Here is a 23,246-nt window from a genome sequence, read left to right as displayed (position 1 = left end):
AAATACACCGCCTGAGGAGAGTCGGAATTGGAGAAAATACAATACGGCTGCACCCTCTGCGGTGAATGCTGCAGCGGCAGTATGCGGATTTTATTAAACAGTCACGACATATTTAAAATGGGCCGTTTCCTCGGCCTGGAAAACGGGGATGATGAGTTTGAATTCACCCTTCCCCATCCCAGCTGCCCCGGCAAAGATCAGGAGGAATCTGAATGACCCCTCTCCTGTCGGAAATTCTGAATCTTCAGATCGGGAATTTCATATCTCTTTCTGGTGGTGGAGGAAAAACAAGCATTCTCTATACCCTTGCCCGGGAAAATTATTTATCCGGAGGTCTCTATACTACAACTACAAAAATGTTTAACCCCCGCCTTGATAATCATCCCTTTCAGGAGATTCATCTTGATTGGCCTTCCGCGGATCCTCCACCATTCATTCCCGGCAGCTGTTTCGTTGCCGGAGAGATTATTAAATCTGCAACTCCCGGTGTAAAGGATAAGGTCCGCGGCTTGTCGAACAAGCTGTTGGAGAGCTGGAATTCAATGGGCAGCTGGCCTATCCTGATAATCGAAGCAGACGGAGCTGCCGGAAGGCCGATAAAGTTTCCCTCAAAAAAGGAACCTGTCATCCCTGCAGAAGTGAATCATGCAGTAGGTTGTATAGGCCTTGAGGCTCTGGGCGCAAAAGTAACAGAATCAATGGTACATCGCCCAGACTTGTTCAAAAATCATCTGCCCCTGGACCGCGGTTCACAAATCAGTCCGGGAACACTGGCTGCTCTGATCAACCGGAAAAACGGACTGTTTAAGAATTGTCCAGAGAAGCACAGTGTAAAAAAAACTGTTATTCTGAATAAAATTGATCTGCTGAATCCTGAATTTGAGATTCATGATTTAATAGCTTATTTGACCAGAGAGTGTCCTTCTGTCCGGATTATCGGAACCTGCCTGAAAACAGGGCAGACAGTTTTCCAGGACTGAGACTTATCTATTACAAGGAGATTTCCATGTCCCTTTTTGCCAAAGCTGCTGAACTTGAAAAAAAGAATAAAGCATTTGCCTTAATTACAATTACCGCTTCAAAAGGTTCGGCACCGCGGAGTTCCGGCCGAATGATTCTTCTACCGGATGGTAAGGGAATCGGGACAGTAGGCGGCGGGCCTGCTGAGAGACTTGTGACAAAAGAAGGATTGAAATGTCTGGAGGACGGTGTCTCCCGTTCCGTCTCCTATCGTCTGGACAAAGGAAACTCAGCTGAAAGCATAGATATGGTCTGCGGCGGCAGTATGGATTTCTTTATCGAAGTCTTTATACCAAAGCCAAGCCTCTTTCTGGCAGGAGGCGGACATGTAAACCTTGCTCTTGCAGCATTGGCAGAAAAACTGGGATACCCCTATATTGTGGCTGACAGCCGTCCTGACTTTGCCAGCGAAGAACGTTTCCCCCTGGCTCTGGACAGAATCTGTGAAGCCGATTCGGCCGCCCTCTTCGACAGGGCGATTGAAAAAAAACTGATAAGCAAAAATACAGCTCTGGTCATCGCAACCCATAATCATGATGACACAGCCCTGACCGCCGCCCTCAAAACCGAGAGCAGATATATTGGAATGCTGGGAAGTAAAAGAAAAGTAACCCTCTTTATGAAAAAGATGAAGGACCAGGGCTTTGATGAGAATTCTCTGAACAGAGTTCAGTCCCCCATAGGTCTGGACCTCGGAGCAGAGACTCCCGAAGAGATTGCCGTAAGTATTCTGGCAGAAATAATGATGAAACAGAATGGAACCAGCGGCAGCAGCATGAGCCTGAAAAACAGCTCGAAGAGAGTAGAGGCCCCTCTTATCATTGTCCGGGGAGCAGGAGACATCGCCAGCGGTGTAATCTGCCGCCTACAGAAGAGCGGTTTCAGGGTGGCTGCCCTTGAAACTGAAAATCCCACGGTGATCCGCAGAACCATAGCCTTCGCCGATGTCCTAAGAACCGGCAATGCCTCAGTGGAAGGACTCGAAGCCGTCAGAACCGAAACAGAATCTGAATTTTTTGATGCCATAAACGAAGGGAAGATTCCTGTTATTCCCGACCCGAAGGGTCAGTGGATAAAAAGACTGACCCCTTTCTGTGTTGTGGATGCCATCCTTGCCAAGAAAAACCTGGGAACTTCAAAGACCATGGCTCCCACTGTGATCGGACTGGGCCCCGGATTCACTGCAGGAGAAGATGTTCATGCAGTGATTGAAACCAACAGAGGTCATAGTCTGGGACAGATGATCTTAAAAGGTCCTGCCCTCAAAGACACGGGCATCCCAGGTACCATTGCAGGATACAATGCCGAGAGGGTTCTCCATGCTCCTGTGGCAGGAAAGATCAAGGTACTGAAGGATATTGAGAGCATAGTAAAAAAAGGGGAAATTATTGCCATCATAGGCAGCACTGAAGTTCTTTCTCCTCTGGATGGAGTTGTGAGGGGCATGATTGCTCCGGAGACCCCTGTAACAAAGGGACTCAAGATTGGAGATGTAGACCCCAGAGGGGAAGCCTCCTACTGTCATATTGTCTCTGATAAAGCCAGGGCCGTAGGGGGAGGAGTTCTTGAAGCAATCCTCTTTCTGAACCCGGGACTACTGAGGAATTAAGAGAAATGATATATCTGGACAATGCTGCCACCAGCTGGCCAAAGGCACCGGGGACTGCAGAAGTATTAAGTAATGCGATCCTTTCTCCCCTGGGAAATCCGGGCCGGACCTCCCACAGTGCGGGGATATCGGCAGATAGAATAATCTTTGAACTCAGGGAATCTCTGGCTCATCTCTTCGGTATTGGTGACAGCAGCCTTGTAGCCCTGACCCCGGGCTGTACTTCTGCCCTAAACACCATTCTCTCGGGTTTTCTTAAAAAAGGACAGAAGGTTCTATGCAGTTCCATGGAGCATAACTCTGTAATGAGACCCCTGATGCAGCTGCAGCAGGAGAGACAGCTGCAGATAAACCGTATACCATCAGAGCCGGAAAGCGGATATCCCGATCTGAAAGCCTTTGAAAAGTTATTGGACGAGAAACCTGATCTCCTTGTACTGACAGCTGCATCCAATGTAAACGGCATTATCTTCCCTCTGGAACAGATGTGCCTGACTGCCCGGAAAAAAGGCATTCCCCTATGTGTGGATGCCGCCCAGGCAGCAGGAGAGATTCCCCTTTACCCCGAAAACTGGGGTATTGATTTTCTATGTTTTGCCGGTCATAAGGGACTCCTGGGTCCCGCAGGCTGCGGTGGATTTTATATCAGAGATCCCGAAAGGGTCAGGCCACTGATTCTGGGTGGAACAGGAAGCCGCTCACGTGAAGAGATTCAGCCCGAGATTATGCCCGACCGGTTTGAAAGCGGTACAGCCAATATTCCCGGCTTTGCCGGACTTCTTCACAGTCTGAATTTCCTTCAGAGTTCAAAGACTTTATACAGAGCTGCCGAGGAGCGCTGCGGCCGCCTCTGCCGCCGCCTGCATGAACTGGAAGGATACAGAATCATCGGCAGGTCAAAAGATAGAGACTACACAAGAGTCTTCTCCATACTTCCTGAAAAAGGAAATCTCACAGAACTGACAGCATTCCTCAACAGTAAAGACATTGCGGTACGTTCAGGCCTCCACTGCGCTCCCTCAGCCCATAGAGTACTGGGGAGTTTTGAGAGTGGTGGAACCCTGAGACTCTCACCAGGTCTTTTTACTACAAATAGAGAAATTGAACTGCTTATAGAAAGCCTCAAGGAGTACAGATGGCTAACCCTGAAAAACTGACTACATATTCCCGATTTTCCGGCTGCGGTGCCAAACTGGGGCCCGAGCTGCTGGATAAAGCCCTATGCGGACTCTCCCAACCCGAAAGACCGGAGGTTCTTGCCGACTTTACCGGCAGTGAAGATGCCGGGGTTTACAGAATCAGTGATGATATGGCTCTGGTTCAGACCGTTGACTTCTTTCCACCCATCGTGGATGATCCGGCACTCTTCGGTGCCATAGCAGCAGCCAATTCCCTCTCGGATATTTATGCCATGGGAGGGCGGCCTGTGAGTGCAGTAAATGTGCTCTGCTACCCAGAAGACGACCTTCCAATAGAGTATCTTAGAAAAATCATGGAGGGAGCTCTGGAAGCTCTGACAGAGGCGGATACTGCTCTGCTTGGCGGGCACAGCGTGAATGACAAAGAACTGAAGTTCGGTTTTTCAGTAAACGGGATAATTCACCCCGACAGAATTATCCGCAACAACAGCCCTGCTCCGGGAGATGTCCTTATCCTGACAAAGGCCCTGGGAACCGGAACAATCAATACAGCCCTCAGGGCGGAGATAGCCGCTGATGAAGCCGTTATGGCGGCAGGGTTAAGCATGAGAGCTCTTAATAAAGCTCCCGCACTGCTCCTCCATAAATACGCAGCAAATGCCTGCACCGACATCACAGGCTTCGGACTGGCCGGTCATGGAGCAGAGATGGCTATGGACAGCGGAACAGATCTGATTTTCGACATTGAAAGGCTGCCTCTCCTGCCTGACGTCATGGAGTATATATCCATGGGACTGGTTCCCGCCGGAAGCTACAACAACAGAAAGTTCCGCCTGTCCAGGATTAAAAATCCGGAAACTGTAACGCCGGAAATTCTTGATCTGATTTTTGATCCTCAGACATCCGGAGGCCTGCTGATCTCCCTGCCGAAGGAAAATGCCCGGGCATTTATGGAAGAGCTTCAACAGCCGGCAGCGGCAGTTATCGGATCTGTTGTAAAAGGGGACGGAAGGATTATACTGAATGCATGAGATCCTCTTTACTTTTCAGAATACCCATCAGGCACTGAAGGCAGAAAAGTATCTTAAGAAATTGAATCACAGGGTCAAACTGATCCCTACTCCTTTTGAGATATTCTCCGAATGCGGTTTCTCTCTCCTTGTCTATCTGACAGAAGAGGCCCATGAAGAAGTCAGTAAAGATGAGAAGGTCAATCATGTTGACTGCTATGTACCCCTTAAAGAAGGTGAGAGAAATATCGGATATGAAAAAATTTGAAATTGATGCAAGGGAGCTGGATTGCCCTAAGCCCCTACTAAGAACAAAAAAAGCCCTCAGCGAAGAGAGCTTTGAGACCCTCGTTGTAATGGTAGCCAATGTCCCGGCTCGTGAAAATGTATGCCGCTTTCTGAGTCATTCCGGATACTCTCCCCAATGGCAGGAGCAGAACGGCGACTTTATTATCACTGTAAACAGAGACGGAAAACAAACTGTAAACACTGAAAAATCAGAGATCGCTCCCGCATTCAGCCGAGAAAGCAGGGGTGGAAAAACAGTTCTTATAACTGATACCCGGATCGGATCTGAAGAAGATGAACTCGGCAGGCTCCTGATGAAGGGTTATATCTACACCCTGACCCAGCTGGACGAACTTCCTTCCTCACTGATCTTCATGAACAGCGGAGTAAAACTCTGTCTGAAGGATTCAGCGAATATTGATGATCTCATACTCCTGGAGAAGAAATCAGTGGAAATTCTGGTCTGCGGTACTTGTCTGGAATTTTTGGATGTCCGGGAACAGCTGGCAGTGGGTACTATCTCAAATATGTATGAGATCACATCAAAACTTCATGATCCCCAGGGGCTGATCAGCCTTACCTGATTATGAAAATACTCCATACATCAGACTGGCATCTGGGAAAAAAGCTGAATAACTGGTCCCGTCTTGAAGAACAGAAAGAGATCCTTTCTGAAATTCTTGAAGTCTGCAGAAAAGAGGATCCCGAACTGATTCTTCTCTCCGGAGACCTTTATGACAGCTGGAATCCTCCTCATGAAGCCATTGAGCTCCTCTATAGAACCCTCTCCAGGATGAGTGACGGCGGCCGTCGTATCATACTCGCACTGGCGGGGAATCACGATGCTCCGGAACATATTGAGGCCCCCGACGCCCTTGCCAGAGAGAGTGGAATATTCTTCATCGGCTACCCCGGCAGTCAGCCGGCGGATATGGAATTGGAATCGGGAGTAAAGATTCTGTTTCCTGAAGCCGGAATGGTTTTAATAAAGGGTCTTTCCAGCCCACTGAGAGTGATATGTACTCCCTATGCCAGCGAAACCAGAATGCGTCAGTATCTGGATATCGAGAACAGGGAGGAGGCTCTCCGCAATATCCTGACTGAGCGCTGGAAAAGCCTGGGAGAGAAATACTTTGACAAAAAAGGGATTAACCTCATGGCCGCCCATCTCTTTATGGGCAACCGATCTGAACTTCTGTCAGAAGAAGAACCGGAAGGAGAAAAATCCATTCTCCATCCGGGAGGCCTGGAACAGATCTTTTGTGATGCCCTCCCTTCTGACTGCCAATATATGGCCCTGGGGCATTTGCACCGGGGATTTCCTGTAAGTACTGAACCCGTGCCCGCAGTCTACTCCGGAAGCCCCGGAGCCTATAGCCTGTCGGAAAACCATAAAGACAAATCTGTGGTTCTTATTGATCTGGAGCCCGGAAAAAAAGCCCGCTACAACTTCATAAAACTGAAGAGCCCCTGGCCTCTGTACAGAGAGACATTTGAAGATTGTGACGAAGCCGTTTCCTGGCTGTCTGATCATCCCGGGGGATATGTGGAAATCACAATGAGAACCGAAGCTTATCTTACGGGAAGTGAGAAACAGAAGATACTGAAGAGTCATCCGAGAATTCTTTCCATTATCCCCGAACTGCTCCATCCTGAAGAGAGCAGCCTGGAAGAACAGAAAAGCTTTGCCGGCAAAACAGTACAGGAGATCTTTGGAGATTATTACCGCCACAGCAGACAGAACAGTGATCCCTCAGATCAGATGTTGAACCTTCTGGAAGAAATCATCAGCAGGGGGAATGCATGATCCCCCGAAAACTGACTATAGAGGGAGTCTACTCCTACAAAAAAAGGCAGATCATCGATTTCACCACCCTCAGCGAGGCAGGGATTTTCGGAGTCTTCGGAAATGTGGGGAGTGGAAAATCAGCCGTTCTGGAAGCCATGACCTATGCCCTTTACGGACAGATAGAAAGACTGAATGACAAGGAGCAGCGAGGCTACAATATCATGAACCTCCAGTCTTCCGCTCTCTATATTGATTTTGAGTTCTCCCAGGAAAGTGTGGACTATCGTTTTGCCGTAACAGCTAAAAGACATAAAAAGGATTTTAATAAGATCCTCAGTCCCGAGCGGACTGGTTACAGGAAAGAGGGAGAGGACTGGGTTCCCCTCCCGGATGAGGGAGTCAGAGGGGGCATTACCGCAGAGAGTATCATCGGTCTTAATTATGAACACTTTCGGAAGACCGTTATCATCCCTCAGGGAAAATTCCAGGAGTTCATTCAGCTGCCGCCTTCACAGCGTACAGGAATGATAGAAACTCTTTTCGGACTGCAGCGCTTTAATCTCTCGGCAGACTGCAACTTCCTTCTGGCCCGCAGCAGAGAAGAGTGCTCCTTTCTGGAAGGGAGACTGGATGATCTTCAGGAACTGAAAAAAGAGGACCTTGAATTTCTGGAGCAGGCTGCCCGTAAAAGAGAAGAAGAACTTCGTACAAAGGATATTCAGAAAAAAGAGCTGAGTGCACAGCTCACTGCTCTGTCAGAATACAGGAAAGGCAAAGCTGCTCTGGAAGAGACCCTTCAGACTCTGGGTAAACTGGAGTTGAAAAAAGAAGGAATCCTCAAAGAAGAAGAGCTCTTAAAACAAAGCCGAATGCTGGAAGAACTTTTCAACCCCCTGCTCCTGAGGGAGAAAAAATCTACTGATGAGCTGACTGGGCTGAAAGAAGAATCCCGTATGCTGATCAAAAACAGTGAGCGTGTTGAAGAGAAGCTGAAAGGCGGCGAAGAGTACTGGCAGCGCCTGAAAAAAGATCAGGAAGATTACTCCAGACTCCGTAGTATCCTCGATTCTCTCAAGGCTCTGGAAGAGCTGAAAGAGATAAACAAAGGGGCAGAGCAGGATAATATTCAGAACAGTATTATCTCAAAAGATCTGACTGTCCTCAGATCACAGATAAGAAAGCATAAAGAGAGCAGAGAAAGCTCTGATTCTTCCATCATGAATCTGGAAAAGATTGTGGAACAGGGCGATGATCTTTCAGCCGTTGAAAACTGGTACAGACATCAGGATGTATTTGCTGAAAAGAGGCAGGACCTGAGCTCGAAAATCAGCAGCCTGATAAAGGATGAGAAAAAGGGATATCTTGAGCTTGCTGAATTTTTTCCTTCTGAGGATCTGAATAGATTTGATTCAGCTGAATCCCTGGAGAAACATCTTCTGAAGAGAATTCAGAGAAGAGAAGATGAACTGAAACAGAAAGAAGAACAACAGAAACAGAAAGAGCTGGACTCGACCCGTCTCCAACTGCTCAATGAAATGACCGAGGAGCTGGAGGAGGGAAAACCATGCCCTCTCTGCGGCTCTGAACATCATCCTCAAGCCCATGGAATATCAACTGATAATGGCATTTCAGCAGAACAGGAAGCCCTGAATAAAGACAGGCCGATCCTTCTGAAACAGAAGGAAGGGATTCTGGGAATAATGCCTCGTCTCAAATATCTGGAACAGGAGCGGTCAAAGTCTGAAGATCTTCTGAGTGAATTGAAGTCTTCAGAAAAAGATCATATGGATACATTCATCTGGTCCTTTCTGAAGGCCGGTGACAGAGCAAAATTCGACAGCCTTAAAATAGAACTGAATCGACACAGATCAGAACTGAAAGAGCTGAGGCAGAAAAACTCGGCTTTGGAAGTGGAGTTCCGAAAACTCGACAATAAGATAAGAGAGAAAGAGGGTGAACAGATACGACTGGAAACCAGATCGGAACATCGGGGTACACAGAAGAAGAATCTGGAAGAACTCATCATTGATCAGCACAAAGAGACGACACCAGATGCCGAAGAGTACTCCTCCCTCAGGAAAAGACTCGAAGATCTGGACAGAGACTACTTCAGAATAAAATCTGTAAGGGAAAGTGATGAGAATAGACTTCAGGACCTGAAAAACAGAATGCAGAGTAATGGTCATCTAATTCAGAAATCCTCGGATGAACTGGAACTGCTGCGGAATGAGATTCAGAAAAAACTGCAGGATCAGGGACTCTCCGGCAGAGAAGAATTGAACAGTTTTCTCCGCGGAACAGAAAACCTGAAGACTGGACAGGAAAGAATCGACAATTTTCACAAAAACAGAAATATCCTTCTGGAGCAGAAGAAAACTCTCAGCGCATCTGTCAGGAGCATGGAGAAAAATCCGGCCCTCAAGGGTGCCGCTCAGGCCGATCCCCGGCATCTGCAGCAGGAGCTTAACAGGCTTGATGAGGAGTTGCAGAGCCTACTGACAGGTTCGGGAGCCCTGGGAGAGCAGATAGAAGATCTTAAAGCAAAATTGAAGCAGAAAGATTCCCTCTCTTCTGAGCTTGATAAACAGAAAATCCGGGAAGAAAACCTGAAAGAACTCTCCTCTCTCTTCAAAGGGGGAAAGTTTGTCCAGTATATTGCCGCTGTTTATATGCAGGAGATGTGTCAGCTTGCCAACAGGCGGTTCTCCCCTATTACTGGCCGCAGCCTGGAACTGGTCTTTCAGGACAATCAGATCATGGTCCGGGACTTTCTCAATGAAGGAAGATTGCGCCATATAAAAACCCTCTCGGGTGGGCAGTCTTTTCAGGCAGCACTCTGTCTTGCCCTCGCCCTGGCGGAACAGACCGGAAGAGGAAAGGGAAGCTTTTTCTTTCTGGATGAAGGGTTTGGATCTTTGGACAAGGCCTCTTTGGAAACGGTTATGACCACTCTCCGTGAGCTGAGCCGTAAGGGCAGAATCATCGGACTCATTTCTCATGTCGAAGAGATGCAGCAGGACCTTGATGTCTGGATAAAGATAAAACGAGACCCGGAAGAGGGCAGTAAAGTTCAATGCAGTTGGAAATAATCCACTGCTATGGAGAGCTAGAATGAAAAATATCATGTTTCTGGGCGACAGCCTTACCGCAGGGAATTTAGGAGCATCCTATCTTAAACTCCTTGAAAAAGAGGAGAGCCTCAAAGGTCATAAACTTATCAATGCAGGAGAAGATGGATTCACCATGGCAGGTCTCCAGCTTAAGCTGGAGAAATACCTTGAAGAGAACAATACGCCCGACACCCTAGTACTGGAGGGAGGTGCAAATGATCTTCTCCTTCCCCATATGCAGAAAGCGGGAACTGCCTGGAATCCCTTTATCCGGAAACTCAGCCGTCATGGTTCTATACCTGCCTCATCTTCTCTGGAGTTCCGAGCACATTGCAGCGCTGTTCTTTCCACCGCTCTTGATGGAGGAATAGCTCAGGTCTTTGTCTGTACAATTACCTGTCTGGGAGAGGATCTGAGTTCTGAACTGAATAGACAGAGAGAGGAATATAACAGGATTCTCCGGGATCTCTGCCTGGAATACACAAATATCTTTTTCAGCTGTATCTGTCTTGATGCCTCTGCTGAGATAGAACCCATCCTTTCAGAAAGTTCTGCTGGCTGGCTGTTCAGATCTCCTGAAGATCTGCAGAGTGATGCACTGACAATCATGGAGAGAGGGGAAGAGATACTGTGCAGGGAACGGGGTCTCCTTCTGACAATTGATGGTGCCCATCTGAATCAGAGAGGTGCCGAAATCCTCTCCATGTTTTTTCTGAAGTCATTCAGAAAGTATTCAGTTCTCCTCTGATATCTGCTCCCAGTATCTGGCTGAAATAAATAGAAAATCCGATAAACGGTTCAGATAGATCTGACCGGGAATAAGATGAGTCATAACAGAGACCCTGATCTCTTTTACAACTCTCCTCTCACAACGGCGGCAGACTGTCCGGGCAACATCAATCCAGGCTGAAAAAAGAGTCTTACCCGGATGAATCAGTTCTCTGGAAATTGCTGTCAGCTCCATCAGTTCTTTCTGATAGAATTCCAATTTCTCAGTATCCTTCTCTGTGAGAGGATTGAGTTTTAACCTGCTCCTGTTATCGGGGTTTGCAGCCATTCCTCCAAGAATAATCAACTTTCCCTGTATATCATCCATGGCTTCAAGCCAGCGTACTGTACGGGGATCATCCGCCGAAAGAGGACCGAAACGCTTCAATCCAGCTATGGCAACCCCCATTGAACTGGACAGCTCATCCAGGTCTCCCAGCAGGAAAAACAGAGGATCATCCTTTCTTCGTCTCTCTCCATTAAACAGGGTAGACTCACCGTGATCCCCTCCCCGGGTAGTAATCTGGCTGAATTCATATTTAATTTTCTTCTTCATAAAGAAAGTATTATTTCTTAAAACATCTTTTGCAAGATCATAAGAAGGGGTATAGATAATTCAAATAGTTATTATTCGATTAAAAAAAATTCTATAATGGTATTTTTTCATAGTCGTGTTAAGATTATTAAAAAATATGTCGAGCGGTAAATGATATGAGCCAGTCTTTAGTTGAGTACGCCATCAGTGAGTCCAAGACCCTGACAGTAAAAACAACTTCATACCTCTCCCGTGAACGGAACTATATTGACCGTGTGCTTAAGCAGTATCTTAAGGAAATAGAAAAACCATTCCTTGTAAATCAGGTGGCATACTGCCTTCATGAACTGGCGGGAAATGCAAATAGAGCCAATGCTAAACGGGTCTATTTTGACGAGAAAGGTCTGGATATCCATTGTCCACAGGACTATCAGGCTGGTCTCTCTACCTTCAGAGCCGAAACCTTCAGTCAGATCAGTGAGTTTCATGCGAAACAGAAGGCTGCAGGCCTGTATATAAAAATTGACTTTCAGCTTCAGGGAGAGACTCTGAGAATCAGAGTCAGAAACAATACAACCCTCACGGATGAAGAGAAAGATCGTATCCACCAGAAATTCGAAACCATGAAAAATTTCAGCTCCATCCCCGAGGCATACAGTGTTCTGGAAGATTACAGCGAAGGTGCTGGTCTCGGTCTGGTCATGATAATGCAGCTTCTGGACAATCTGGGTTTCGGTTCCGAAGCACTCAATGTAGATACAAACGGAAAAGAGACCATCGCGACACTCTTCCTCAATGCGGGAGATGACGAAGACACAGCCTGAACAGCTGGTCATCAGTTCATCTGCCCCTGGCAAATTACTCATCAATTTATGACACAACAGCTCCTGATAGATGTTACAATAGAGGGCGAAATACCTAAATCCAACACATTAACTGACGGGAGAATCCAATGTCCCTTATCGATAATTACAGTTCCATCAATATTTCTGATCTCAGGAAAGAGGCCGAGGAACGGCTCCAGTGGTGTTATGCCCATAGTCATATAAGCATAGAGGCTCTGGAACAACGCCTGGAAGAGCTCCATAAGACAGATGACAAAATGAAGATCATTGAACTGGTGCAGGACCTGCCCGCCCCTTCTCCAAAAAAGGAAGAAGCATCTGCCGACAATGCCTGGTATCACAGCGGTACAGGCAAAAAAGCTGAGAGTTATTTCTCCCTTCTAGGCAGCAACAGCCGAAAGGGAGTCTGGGATGTACCCTCCGAAATGGATGTTAGCGCCATACTGGGAAGCCAGGTACTGGATTTCAGGGAAGCCCGATTCCCCAGGAAAACAGTGAGAATTAAAGCATTCACCTTTATGGGCAGCATCGAAATGAAACTGCCAAGGGGTGTTCAGATCAGTACCAGCGGAATACCTATTCTAGGTTCCATTGAAAATAAGGTCGAGTCTGATGCATCGGGTCCGAGGATCGAAGTGGAAGGATTTACAGTTATGGGAAGCATCACAGCTTTCTGCCCGAAAGAAAAAAAGAGAAGAAGAAATCGGTGACCCTCATACTTTAAGACCCGGAAGCTATAAAATGCTTCATAAGCAAATGCTTCATAAGAAAATGCTCAATGAATTGGATAAGCATGGAGTGCCCCAGGCCTACAGTTTGTTTATAACAGATAAAAAAAGACTCCCCCTATGGAGGAGTCTCATAATAATTATTACCGGAACTAGACCTTCAGAGGATATCCTTTGGATTCCAGAGTCTTCACAACTTTGTCCTCCGCCTCACGGATAAACTCTCCGGACATTGTCTTATCAGCATCCTTGAATGAGGATCTCAGGGTTACGGACTTCTGAGTCTCAGACATGATAAACACATCCACAACCTTCACCCAGTCCAATTCCTTCATCTTCATTGTCTGTAGAGCCTTGACCACATCCTCTACAGGAGTATGGGTATCTGCAACAACGGTGCAGTCAAAGATAGATGAAGGGAAACGATCCAGAGGCTGATACCTTGTCTTATCTTTCATTCTCTGATTCTGGAAGTCTGTGATATCCAGTACCCCCATGACCAGCTGTCCCTTGATCTTGAAATTACGGCATACCAGGGGATGAACCGTTCCTATATATCCGCGGGAGCGGCCCATGATCTGAATATCCATACTTTCGTAGGGATGAATTCCCTCCCATCCTTCAGGATAGAGAGGATTCTTGTCATTGGTTCCCGGTACCATACGGAAAGGAATGTTCAGAGAGTTCATCAGCTCTTCCATTGAATCGGCAAGATCCAGGAAGGGAGAATTCTTTTTATCAAAGTAAACCACTCCCAGCTGGTAGCGCTCAGTGGAAAAATTCTTTGGATCCTCCTGAAAGGACCGTCCCAGTTCAAAGAAACGAAATGAGCTGTAAGTCTTCTGATTCAGTGCAGCTGCAGAAAGCAGGCTGGGAATCAGTGAGGGTCTCATTCTGTCGGATTCGGGACTCATGGCATTGGCAAGAACCAGAGACTCATTTTTCACAGGCCAGTATGCCTGATCAAGAAGCTTCTCACCCACCATGGGGTAGGTCATAACCTCTAGAGCTCCTGCTCTGTTAACCATAAAATCCAGAATCTTTCTGGACATCACTTTAGCTTCTGAGAGTCTTACTGCGCTGACCTCATTAAGAGGTGCCACAGGAGTAATATTATCATAGCCGATAACCCGGCCGATCTCTTCAATGATGTCGGCATCACATTCGATGTCCTTGGTGGATCTATAGGAAGGAACTGTTACACTGAGATCTTCATCATTTTTCTTAACAACGAAATCCAGGGCTTCAAGAATGCGGACAATCTCATCGGTTGCCACTTCTTTACCCAGAACACCTCGGATTCTCTCGGCACTGATCTTGATAAGCAGAGGAGTATACTCAGGCATATTATCTATAACGATCTGTCCCTTCACAACGGCTTCGGGGCAGCTCTCCTTAACCAGTTCAATAAGACGGAGAAGAGTTCGCTCCAGGAGCTGTGAGTCCAGAGACTTTTCATAACGCTGCAGAGCATCGGTTCTCAAACCGAGGCGTGTTGCCGTCCTGCGGACTTCAGCATCCCGCCAGTTAGCGGCTTCAAGAAAAATCCTTGTTGTTGTATCGGCGATACTACTGTCCAGGCCTCCCATTATTCCGGCAATCCCTGAAGGAGCGACCGCATCACAAACCATGGTATCAGTGGGAATCAGTTCCCTTTTTACTTCATCCAGAGTTACAAACTCTTTATCATCTCCCGCACGGCGGACAATAATCTGCCCTCCCCGGATGCTGTCTCTGTCAAAAATATGATTAGGTATTCCCAGCTCCAGCATGGTGTAGTTGGAGATATCTACGATATTGTTGATGGGTCTCATTCCACAGGCATTTAACCTGTCCTGCATCCACTGCGGACTGGGTTTAATTTCAATATTATCCATTGAGATTCCGGTGAATCCCAGGTTAGCAGAGTCGGGATCAACCGTAATACTGACAGGAGCCTTTTCATCACTCATCCAGGAGCGGACCTTTTTCTCCCAGTCAGAGTCAAAGGGAGTCTTCAGTGGGTTGCCGAACACAGCGGCAAATTCACGGGCCATTCCGTAATGTCCCCAGAGGTCAGGGCGGTGAGTAATAGACTTATTATCAATATCCAGAAGGATATCTTTCTTCTGCCCGACATAGTCTCCTACGGTCTGTCCCAGGGGAGCATCACTTTCGAAGATCTTCAGTCCTGAGTCATCTGTACCGATTTCCAGTTCGGTTTCGGAGCAGAGCATACCTTCAGACATTATCCCCCGGATCTTCTTGGGGGTAAGGGTGAATCCTCCGGCAAATGTGGTTCCCAGAGGAGCAAAGGGAACTTTCTTTCCGACTTCAACATTGGGAGCTCCGCAGACGACCTGCCTCTCCTCTTTTCCGTCGGTGAATTTTACAAGATGAAGATGATCGGAATCGGGATGATCCTCAATCTCTGTTATCTCTACAATCCGAACTCTGTCCAGAAGTTCTCCTGTTGTCAGAACTTCCTCAACCTCACAGGTGGCCATGGTGAAACGCTCGGCCAGCTTTTCGGGGTCCATATCGGGAAGCGCTACAAAATCTTTTATCCAGTCAATTGAAATATACATTTAAGGGGCCTCTCCTAATAAGTCTTGAATTGGGAACCGAATGAAAGATTTCCGCTGTGCAGATGCCTTATATCATCGATGCCGTAACGCATCATAACAAGACGGTCCAGTCCGAGACCGAAGGCGAAACCGTTATACTCATCAGGATCAATGTTTCCATGTTTGAGGACATTGGGGTGTACCATTCCGCAGGGAAGAAGCTCTACCCATCCTGACTGTTTACAGACAGAGCAGCCTTTGCCGCCACAGATAAGACATTCAATATCCAGCTCAAAACCCGGCTCTACAAAGGGGAAAAACCCGGGACGGAGTCTTACATTTACATCCTTTCTGAAAATTTCAGAAAGAAGGGTTTTCATAAAGTAGATCAGGTTGGCGACAGAGATATTCTTACCCACCATCATCCCTTCAAGCTGATGAAATGCCGCTTCATGGGAGGCGTCAGTTGCTTCACAGCGGAATACCTTACCGGGGCCGATAAACTTGAACGGAGGAGTCCGGGTCTCCATACCTCTCGCCTGGATACAGGATGTATGAGTACGCAGCAGGTGCTTCATATCCTTGAACCAGAAAGTATCCTGCATATCTCTGGCAGGATGTGTATCCGGAATGTTCAGGGCTTCGAAGTTATGATAGTCATCTTCGATATAAGGTCCGTCAAGAATCTCAAATCCCATGGAAGTAAAAATATCTTCGATCTCTCTCTGAATGATGCTTACAGGGTGATAACCGGCAGCACTCAGGCCCTGGTCACGAATAGAAGAACGGAAGGTTATATCCTGCCAGTTCTTTTTCAGTTTTTCATTAATTTCGGAAAGTTCCAGGGCGGTCATCGTTTTATCGATTTCTCCGAGGATGGATTCCTTCAGCTGATTTGATTTCATTCCCAGAGTCTTTTTAACTTCAGGAGTGGCATCCTTCAGAGATTTAAGGATGTCATTCAGCTTTCCTTTCTTTCCCAGATAATCCGCTTTCAGATTTACCAGGGATGAACGGTCTTTAACCTCTGCCAGTGCCGAGGAAAACTCGCTCTTAAGATCTTCCAGATTTTGTAGCATTTCTATGCCTCACAATTTGATTTTCCGGAAAGGATTAGAACCGTCCCGGTCTTGTTTCTGATGCAAAAAAAGAGCCGCAGCAGGTCTCCTGTATAGGAAACCCTCTGCGGCTCAATTTGAACATTCGTTCTTTAAGTAAGCCCCGGGGTTTCCCCATTGATAAAAAAGAAGAAATAAAAGTTAAAAAAGTAAAATTTGGGCTTTCTCATAAATTATCGTAATTTTATAGAGTTCTCAGTGAGCTGTCAACATAACAAGCCCTAACGCCAGGAATTACCCATAACAAAAACGATTGCCCCGTCATCATCGGATCCCATCAGTTTTTTTCAGAACTCTCCTGTACAGGGAGTAAGGAGGCAGTGAGAAAAGTGAAGAATAGAAACAAAATAAATTTTCTCATAGTTGGAGGATAATTTATCTGTTTTGGAATTCCAGGGAATTATTCTCTCTCAGTATGCCTCCTGAAGCTCTGCAGAATTGATTCAACAGAGCTTTAATGATATGCTCTGGACAAAAATACCGGTATTTTGAGTAACCTATCACCGATTACCGGTTTCTATTTAAATACAGGAGGAAATATGAAGCAGCTCTACTCTCTTAAGAATCTACTGCTGACAGCTGTGCTGCTCATAACAACAACTATGAGTGCAAGTGCAATTGATACGAAAAAACTCGATGCCGGTATGTATGCCCTAATCGATACCACCAGAGGTGAAATACTGATAAGTCTTGAGTTTGAAAAAACTCCTCTGACAGTTATCAACTTCACAGGTCTGGCAGAAGGAAAGATCGATGCTAACAGTAAGGGTAAATACTACGATGGTCTAAAATTCCACAGAGTCATCGACGACTTTATGGTACAGGGTGGAGACCCCACCGGTACAGGTTCCGGCGGCCCGGGATATAACTTTCCCGATGAAATTGACAACAGCCTTCAGTTTGACGGCCCAGGTATACTGGCCATGGCCAATTCCGGACCGGGAACAAATGGTAGTCAATTTTTCATCACCCATGTTGAAACTGCATGGCTTCAGGGAAAACACACTATTTTTGGACATGTTGTTGAAGGAATGAACGTCGTAAACAGCATCAAACAGAATGATAAAATCAAGACTGTTGAAATTATCCGCATCGGTAAGGCTGCTGAAGCTTTCAAGAATGACCAGAAAGCCTTTGATGCCGCCCTGGAAGATCTGTCGGGTGATGAAATCAGACGCAATGAGGAGGCTCAAAAAGTCATGATAGATGAAATTAACAAAAAATGGCCTGATGCCGAGGTTTCTGATTCAGGAATCCGCTATATAATTGAAAAAGAAGGTTCCGGACCAAAACCTTCCAAAGGTACAAACGTAAAAGTTCATTACACCGGAATGTTTCTTGACGGACGCACATTCGACAGCTCTGTTGACAGAGGAACTCCTTTTGAGTTCCCTGCAGGCGGCGGACGTGTTATTGCCGGTTGGGATGAAACTCTTCTGGATATGAAAAAGGGAGAAAAAAGAACTATTATTCTTCCTCCCGAACTTGCCTACGGAAGCAGAGGAGCCGGTGGTGTTATTCCTCCTGATGCATGGCTCGTATTTGAGGTTGAACTCCTCGATTTCTAATATAATAAGCGGACCTGGAGAAAAATTTTTATGAAGCATAAAATCCTTTGGATTCTGATGATCCTATGTCTTGCAAGCCCTCTACTGCTGTCTGCAGAAGAGAAGGAACTTCCACCGGGACTCTACGCCCGCTTTTCAACCAGAAAGGGAGACCTCCTTTTTCTGCTGAACTATGAGCGTCTGCCCAGGACTGTATCCAACTTTGTTGCACTGGCTGAAGGAAAAATGGAAACTGATCCTTCAGGTCCCTACTATACCGGCCAGAAATTCTTTCATGAAATAAAAGGCTATGCCCTTTTTCTGGGAGATCCCGAAGGAAGCGGTGACGGCGGTGTGGATTATACGATCCCCCGGGAGAGAGGAGCTCTCCTTTCAACCGGAACACCAGGCTCACTTGTTATGGTATCTCAGAGTGGAGAAGATCACGGAAGCCAGCTGATGCTGATGATCTCGGGAGATCCCTTTCTTAACAGAAAGTATACAGCCTTCGGTCAGCTCCAGTCAGGACAGAAGACTCTGATGAAGCTGAAAAGAGGAGACACAGTCAACTCAGTCAGCATCATAAGGGTCGGCAGCAAGGCTCAGGCCTTTCGTCCCGATGCAGAATCAGTCAATGAGATGATTGGCAAAGCCCGTTTAGAACAGAGAGAGCTATTTGCCGAAGAGCAGCCGGAAGTGGCAGCAGTCCTTGAAGAAATGGGTGATAACATACAGCAGTCTGAAACAGGAATCTTTTATAAGATTACAAACTACGGAGAGGGTGGAAAGCCCCGTCCCGGAAGTACTGTTCGTATGCATTATTCAGGTCGTCTCCTGGACGGCCAGGAATTCGACAGTTCCTACCGCAGGGGTGAACCTTTTCAGTTCACCATCGGTGTGGACGGTGTCATTCCAGGGTGGGTTGAGACTGCCATCAGTATGCAGAGCGGAGAGAAAAGAACAATCGTTCTCCCCCCCGAACTTGCATATGGAAAGAACGGCTACGGTCCCATCCCCCCGGATGCATGGCTTGTTTTTGATATAGAACTGGTTGACTTTCAGTAGAAAACCCCTGATCTTGGTGTGATGGCAAAATCAAAAAACAAGACCGTTTTCTGCTGTTCCTCCTGCGGCCATGAAGAGCCTAAATGGCTCGGCCGCTGCCCCGGATGCGGGGAGTGGAACAGCTTTAAAGAAAGATCCCTTCCCTCAGCACCAATTTCTCCCTCCGGTTTTTCAGCGCCTGCTTCCGTGCCCAGCAGTCTGAAGAGCATAAAAATTGAAAATAAAGAACGACGCAGTACCGGAATTCCTGAAGCCGACCAGGTTCTCGGAGGTGGTCTTGTAGAAGGTTCAGCCATTCTTCTCGGCGGAGAACCGGGAATAGGAAAATCTACTCTTATGCTGCAGATAGCCATGATGGCGGCTCAGGATAATGAGGTTCTCTACATCTCAGGTGAGGAATCCCCGGGACAGATAAAGTTAAGAGCCGACAGACTGGGAATAGATTCAGATAATCTCATTATTTACTGTGAATCAAGGATTGAGGAGATTCTGGAGACTCTGGAAAAGAGAAAACCCGGAATGGTTATCATAGATTCCATACAGACCGTTCAGTCCCCATCCCAGGGCATTGTCCCCGGGACAGTTAACCAGCTTAAGTATGGATGCTTTGAGCTGATTAACTGGGTCCGCAGCAGAAACTCAGTCCTTTTTCTTATAGCACATGTAACCAAGGAGGGCTCAATAGCAGGCCCCAAGGTCATAGAGCATATGGTGGATACCGTTCTCTATTTTGACCACTCAGGCAACGAACTGCGTATACTGAGGTCCACTAAAAACCGTTTTGGATCTGTGGATGAAATTGGATTGTTCAATATGAGCTCCAAAGGACTGGAACAGGTCAGCCATCCGGAAGGTCTGTTTCTGGAAAACCGGGACGGTGAACTCCCCGCAGGAATCTCGGTTGCTCCGGTATTTGAAGGTTCACGGGTTCTACTTGTAGAAATCCAGTCTCTTACAGTACCCGCAAAGGGTGCTATATCCAGAATATTTTCAGACAGGGTGGAGAGCAGCAGAATCTCAAGGGTTGCCGCCATAATGGAAAAACATCTGGGGATCAAATTCTCCGATCAGGATATCTATATTAATGTGGCAGGAGGCATGAAAATTGCCGAAATCGGGATGGAACTCCCTCTGGCACTGGCAATTTATTCAGCACGTACAGGAATAAAGCTCCCCTCGGATCTGATTGCCCTTGGTGAAATGAGCCTTACCGGTGAGATCCGTCCTGTTCCCCATCTGCGCCGGCGCCTCAAAGCAGCCGAAGAGATGGGATTCAAACGTATTCTGATATCAGGAAAATCCAAGGAGACCCGGGATTGGAAGGGGAAAAGCCCTATCATCGCCCGGGATATTAAAGAGGCTATCCGCCTTGTTTTCTCAGCCCCCCAGTAGCATTGAAATCCGGGGCAGCGCGTAGAAAGTTCCGATAGAACTTCCCAGAGAGGAGAAGAAGAATACCAGCAGAATCCTGGATATTCTGTTTCTGTACCATCCTTTAAGGGTGGTTACATCATCCTGCAGCGTCTCCATATCATGTACTCTTGGTTTTCTGAAGAAGTATTCCATTATTCCGGAAACCATTCCCACTCCGATTGTAGGATTCATACTGGTAATAGGTGCCGCCAGAAATGAACACAGAACGGTCAGAGGATGAGCCAATGCCAGAATAGCTCCTAAAGCCGCCAGTGTTCCATTAGCCAGAACCCAGACCAGAAGCATTCTCAATCCAACGTCCACACCTGATGTAACAAAACCGGTAACCACAATGGCCAGAATAAGAGCCGGAATGATCCAGGGGATCATCTTACTGCCCATACTTCTGGGAGGAAGAGTAGAGATCTCTTTCAGATCCACTTTCTTGTTTCCATTATGCAGATCCTCAATCCAGCGGACGATTCCATTCATATGTCCCGCACCCACAACGGCAATAACCTTGTTTCCGGGAGCTTCAAAAATATTGCTTGCCAGATACTGATCCCGCTCATCAATAAGAACCTCTTTGACAGAGGGCAGATAATCGGAGAGTTCATTCATCATATCCTCAAGAGCTCCCTTTTCCTTAAGGGATTCGACCTCCTGGGCATCAACTTTTTCGTTGGCAAAAACAGAGCTGATCAGTGAAGCCAGAAGTTTCATCTTGTTCCATAAACTACTCTTTGCCCAGGCTCTCTGCAGTGTCATCTGTACAGGACGGTCACTGAATGAAAAGGGAATGGAGAGTTCTTTGGCTACTTCAACGGCCATCTTCATATCTTCACCGGGTTTAATTCCCGTATTGTTCCCGACCTTTCTCTGAAAGGAGGTCATCACAAGATTGGCAAGAAGAAGAAATCCCTTCTTCTCTTTGAATACTTTAGTCAGATCCATCTGCTGCCACTTCTCATCCTTGGAGAGAGACTGATAACGTCCGGCATCTATTTCGACACAGATCCTGTCAGGGAGTTCCTCACGGATTGTATTGGTAACTTCATCTACACTGTCTAGAGAAACATGGGCAGTACCAAGGATCAGGATCTCCCGTTCTCCCATTCTGATACGGCTTACCGTATCGCTTTCATTCTCTACAGTAAAATTTTCACTCATGGATTATTCCTTTCCCAGGCAGCCAGATCCGACTCAAAAAAGCCGGTCGAATCTTCAACCATTTCATAACTGGCCAGTGCAGTTTTTCTCAGACCATTAAGGTCATCTCTGGCACCCAGATAGAAATACATACGGCTGCGTAGGTCTTCATTACTTTCTTTTGCTATTTTATCTGTTATAAAAAAGTTGGATCCCGGTTGGAGATAATAGCGGAACATTTCATATTCCACACTGTCTCTTATGACTCGGGGTGCTACTTCCTTTAATAAAGATTCTGCTTTTTTTCGATCTCCCGTTTTCTCCATACACAGTGCGGCGGCAAGAGCGAAAAGAGGATCTCTGTCATCAAACTGATATGACAGAAGAAAATGATTTTTTGCTTTTACAAAATCACCATTCATATAGGCATACTTTGCCAATGGTTCATGGGCATAACCATAATTGGGACGGGCAGCCAGAACTTTTTCATAATAAATCTCTGCTTCATCATACCGTTCCCACTCATCAAGAATCCCCGCCTTATAGATATTGGCAAAAAGGTTGTCCGGATTAAGAGACTCCAGTGTCTCAAGATCCTCCCAGGCTCCTTCCAGATTATGAAAGTACTGAATACGGATACGGGAGCGGTCCAGATAATGCCACTCAACATTGGGTTCAAGCTCGATAGCTCTGCCGTAATCATCTTCGGATTTACCGTAATTCTTGAGTCCTTTCCAGGCACGTGCCCGATCCACATAAAGATAGGCAAACTCAGGTTCCAGCTTGATAGCCATATCCAGAAGTTTTATGGCGGACTCCAGCTTATCCATATTCATCTGTGCGGAACCTCCGCCGGATAGAGCCATAAAATTATCAGGATTCTTTTTCAGTATACGGAGAAAGCTTTTATTTGCATCTTCATAGCGCTTGGCTGCCAGATCCACGGTCCCCTTCATAAGAAGAGCACCCTCATGATCGGGATCAGATTTCAGGATATCAGAGACAATTTTATCACGTTGAGGAAAGTGTCCCTCTGCGTTTTCAAGAATTGCCTGATTGTAAAGAATATCTGAATTCCCCGGATTCTCTTCAAGCAGTAAATCAAGCTCCTCACGGGCTTTGACAAACTGTCCTTCAGAAATCATTAATACAGCTTTAAGAATATTCTCTTCCAGGGTCAGCTCATCAGCATCCTCGAGGAGGGCAAGAGCCTTTCCGGTATCTTCAACATCACTGAGTTCATTCAGGGATTCCACAAGAGTCGGTTCTTCAACCACATCCTCCGGGACCGGTTTTTCAGAAACAGTATCGTCCTGTGTTTCGGGTTTTTCAACTTCATTCTTTGAACCTGAATCCTCAGGTTTCTCAACAGAAGAGGAATCTGCCGGTTTACCTGTTGGAGTACTTTCACATCCACATGAAGTAATAAAGATAAGGGCAAGCAGAATAGCCCCTGTGATTGAGAGTCTGCTCTTGATCATTTTATCTCCTTATAAGGGAACTGAAAGAGTGTTCTACAGGAACTGGAGCTTTCAGATTATTTTAAAAGTTAAACATGTTCGGCGGA

20 protein-coding genes are annotated in these 23,246 nt (G+C 46.6%); 15 read left to right on the top strand and 5 right to left on the bottom strand.

What is annotated here, in order from left to right; translation table 11 throughout:
* Positions 1–27: 27 nt before the first annotated feature.
* From DV872_RS06595 to DV872_RS06550, 10 genes are read left to right on the top strand one after another with little or no spacing between them, the layout of a single operon-like run.
* Complete coding sequence (locus tag DV872_RS06595; RefSeq protein ID WP_114629064.1) at positions 28–216, top strand: hypothetical protein; 189 nt, start codon at positions 28–30, stop codon at positions 214–216.
* Positions 213–980, top strand: a complete 768-nt coding sequence (gene yqeC / locus DV872_RS06590) for a selenium cofactor biosynthesis protein YqeC (RefSeq protein WP_114629063.1) — start codon at positions 213–215, stop codon at positions 978–980. The genes DV872_RS06595 and yqeC overlap by 4 nt, the downstream gene beginning before the upstream one ends.
* 26 nt (positions 981–1,006) lie before the next feature.
* Positions 1,007–2,629: a selenium-dependent molybdenum cofactor biosynthesis protein YqeB gene (gene yqeB / locus DV872_RS06585; RefSeq protein WP_114629062.1), complete on the top strand. Its 1,623-nt coding sequence runs from the start codon at positions 1,007–1,009 to the stop codon at positions 2,627–2,629.
* A gap of 5 nt (positions 2,630–2,634) precedes the next feature.
* Positions 2,635–3,786 carry an aminotransferase class V-fold PLP-dependent enzyme gene (locus DV872_RS06580; RefSeq protein ID WP_114629061.1) on the top strand — a complete coding sequence of 384 codons (1,152 nt, stop codon included), beginning with the start codon at positions 2,635–2,637 and terminating at the stop codon, positions 3,784–3,786.
* Entirely contained in the window at positions 3,765–4,799 is a 1,035-nt protein-coding gene (selD, locus tag DV872_RS06575; RefSeq protein ID WP_114629060.1) for a selenide, water dikinase SelD, read from the top strand. The genes DV872_RS06580 and selD overlap by 22 nt, the downstream gene beginning before the upstream one ends.
* Positions 4,792–5,046: a DUF3343 domain-containing protein gene (locus DV872_RS06570; RefSeq protein ID WP_114629059.1), complete on the top strand. Its 255-nt coding sequence runs from the start codon at positions 4,792–4,794 to the stop codon at positions 5,044–5,046. Before selD ends, DV872_RS06570 begins: the two co-directional genes overlap by 8 nt.
* The gene (yedF, locus tag DV872_RS06565) at positions 5,033–5,650 is read left to right on the top strand and encodes a sulfurtransferase-like selenium metabolism protein YedF (RefSeq protein WP_158546864.1); all 618 of its coding nucleotides are present in this window, start codon (positions 5,033–5,035) and stop codon (positions 5,648–5,650) included. The genes DV872_RS06570 and yedF overlap by 14 nt, the downstream gene beginning before the upstream one ends.
* 2 nt (positions 5,651–5,652) lie before the next feature.
* Positions 5,653–6,873: an exonuclease subunit SbcD gene (locus DV872_RS06560; RefSeq protein ID WP_114629057.1), complete on the top strand. Its 1,221-nt coding sequence runs from the start codon at positions 5,653–5,655 to the stop codon at positions 6,871–6,873.
* The gene (locus tag DV872_RS06555; protein WP_114629056.1) at positions 6,870–9,944 is read left to right on the top strand and encodes an AAA family ATPase; all 3,075 of its coding nucleotides are present in this window, start codon (positions 6,870–6,872) and stop codon (positions 9,942–9,944) included. Before DV872_RS06560 ends, DV872_RS06555 begins: the two co-directional genes overlap by 4 nt.
* A gap of 22 nt (positions 9,945–9,966) precedes the next feature.
* A complete protein-coding gene (locus DV872_RS06550) occupies positions 9,967–10,713 on the top strand; it encodes a GDSL-type esterase/lipase family protein (protein WP_114629055.1) in 747 nt (248 codons plus the stop codon).
* Here DV872_RS06550 and DV872_RS06545 read toward each other — a convergent pair.
* Entirely contained in the window at positions 10,699–11,289 is a 591-nt protein-coding gene (locus DV872_RS06545; RefSeq protein ID WP_114629054.1) for an ATP:cob(I)alamin adenosyltransferase, read from the bottom strand. The genes DV872_RS06550 and DV872_RS06545 overlap by 15 nt on opposite strands.
* Positions 11,290–11,444: 155 nt before the next feature.
* Here DV872_RS06545 and DV872_RS06540 point away from each other — a divergent pair, with 155 nt between their 5' ends.
* Both DV872_RS06540 and DV872_RS06535 read left to right on the top strand, forming a co-directional pair.
* Positions 11,445–12,092 (top strand): sensor histidine kinase, encoded by a 648-nt coding sequence (locus DV872_RS06540; RefSeq protein ID WP_114629053.1) that lies wholly within the window; start codon positions 11,445–11,447, stop codon positions 12,090–12,092.
* Between the two features lie 128 nt (positions 12,093–12,220).
* On the top strand, positions 12,221–12,823 hold the full coding sequence (locus DV872_RS06535) for a hypothetical protein (protein ID WP_114629052.1): 603 nt from the start codon (positions 12,221–12,223) through the stop codon (positions 12,821–12,823).
* Between the two features lie 170 nt (positions 12,824–12,993).
* Here the strand turns inward: DV872_RS06535 and pheT are convergent, their stop codons facing one another.
* Entirely contained in the window at positions 12,994–15,408 is a 2,415-nt protein-coding gene (gene pheT, locus DV872_RS06530) for a phenylalanine--tRNA ligase subunit beta (protein WP_114629051.1), read from the bottom strand.
* Positions 15,409–15,422: 14 nt separating this feature from the next.
* Positions 15,423–16,466, bottom strand: coding sequence for a phenylalanine--tRNA ligase subunit alpha (gene pheS, locus DV872_RS06525; protein ID WP_114629050.1), 1,044 nt, complete (start codon positions 16,464–16,466; stop codon positions 15,423–15,425).
* Positions 16,467–17,044: 578 nt separating this feature from the next.
* On the opposite strand from pheS, the gene DV872_RS06520 reads away from it, so the two are divergent.
* From DV872_RS06520 to radA, 3 genes are read left to right on the top strand one after another with little or no spacing between them, the layout of a single operon-like run.
* Positions 17,045–18,073, top strand: coding sequence for a peptidylprolyl isomerase (locus DV872_RS06520; RefSeq protein ID WP_114629049.1), 1,029 nt, complete (start codon positions 17,045–17,047; stop codon positions 18,071–18,073).
* 30 nt (positions 18,074–18,103) lie between these two features.
* Positions 18,104–19,117, top strand: a complete 1,014-nt coding sequence (locus DV872_RS06515; RefSeq protein ID WP_114629048.1) for an FKBP-type peptidyl-prolyl cis-trans isomerase — start codon at positions 18,104–18,106, stop codon at positions 19,115–19,117.
* A gap of 21 nt (positions 19,118–19,138) precedes the next feature.
* Positions 19,139–20,509 carry a DNA repair protein RadA gene (gene radA, locus DV872_RS06510; protein ID WP_114629047.1) on the top strand — a complete coding sequence of 457 codons (1,371 nt, stop codon included), beginning with the start codon at positions 19,139–19,141 and terminating at the stop codon, positions 20,507–20,509.
* On the opposite strand, the gene DV872_RS06505 is transcribed toward radA, so the two are convergent.
* Together DV872_RS06505 and DV872_RS06500 are read right to left on the bottom strand one after the other, a co-directional pair.
* Positions 20,495–21,700 (bottom strand): TraB/GumN family protein, encoded by a 1,206-nt coding sequence (locus DV872_RS06505; RefSeq protein ID WP_114629046.1) that lies wholly within the window; start codon positions 21,698–21,700, stop codon positions 20,495–20,497. The two genes, radA and DV872_RS06505, sit on opposite strands and share 15 nt — an antisense overlap.
* Positions 21,697–23,160: a tetratricopeptide repeat protein gene (locus DV872_RS06500; protein ID WP_114629045.1), complete on the bottom strand. Its 1,464-nt coding sequence runs from the start codon at positions 23,158–23,160 to the stop codon at positions 21,697–21,699. Before DV872_RS06500 ends, DV872_RS06505 begins: the two co-directional genes overlap by 4 nt.
* Positions 23,161–23,246: the final 86 nt, after the last annotated feature.

Source organism: Oceanispirochaeta sp. M1 (assembly GCF_003346715.1).
Classification (GTDB): domain Bacteria; phylum Spirochaetota; class Spirochaetia; order DSM-2461; family DSM-2461; genus Oceanispirochaeta.
This window is presented reverse-complemented; position numbering and strand designations above follow the sequence as displayed.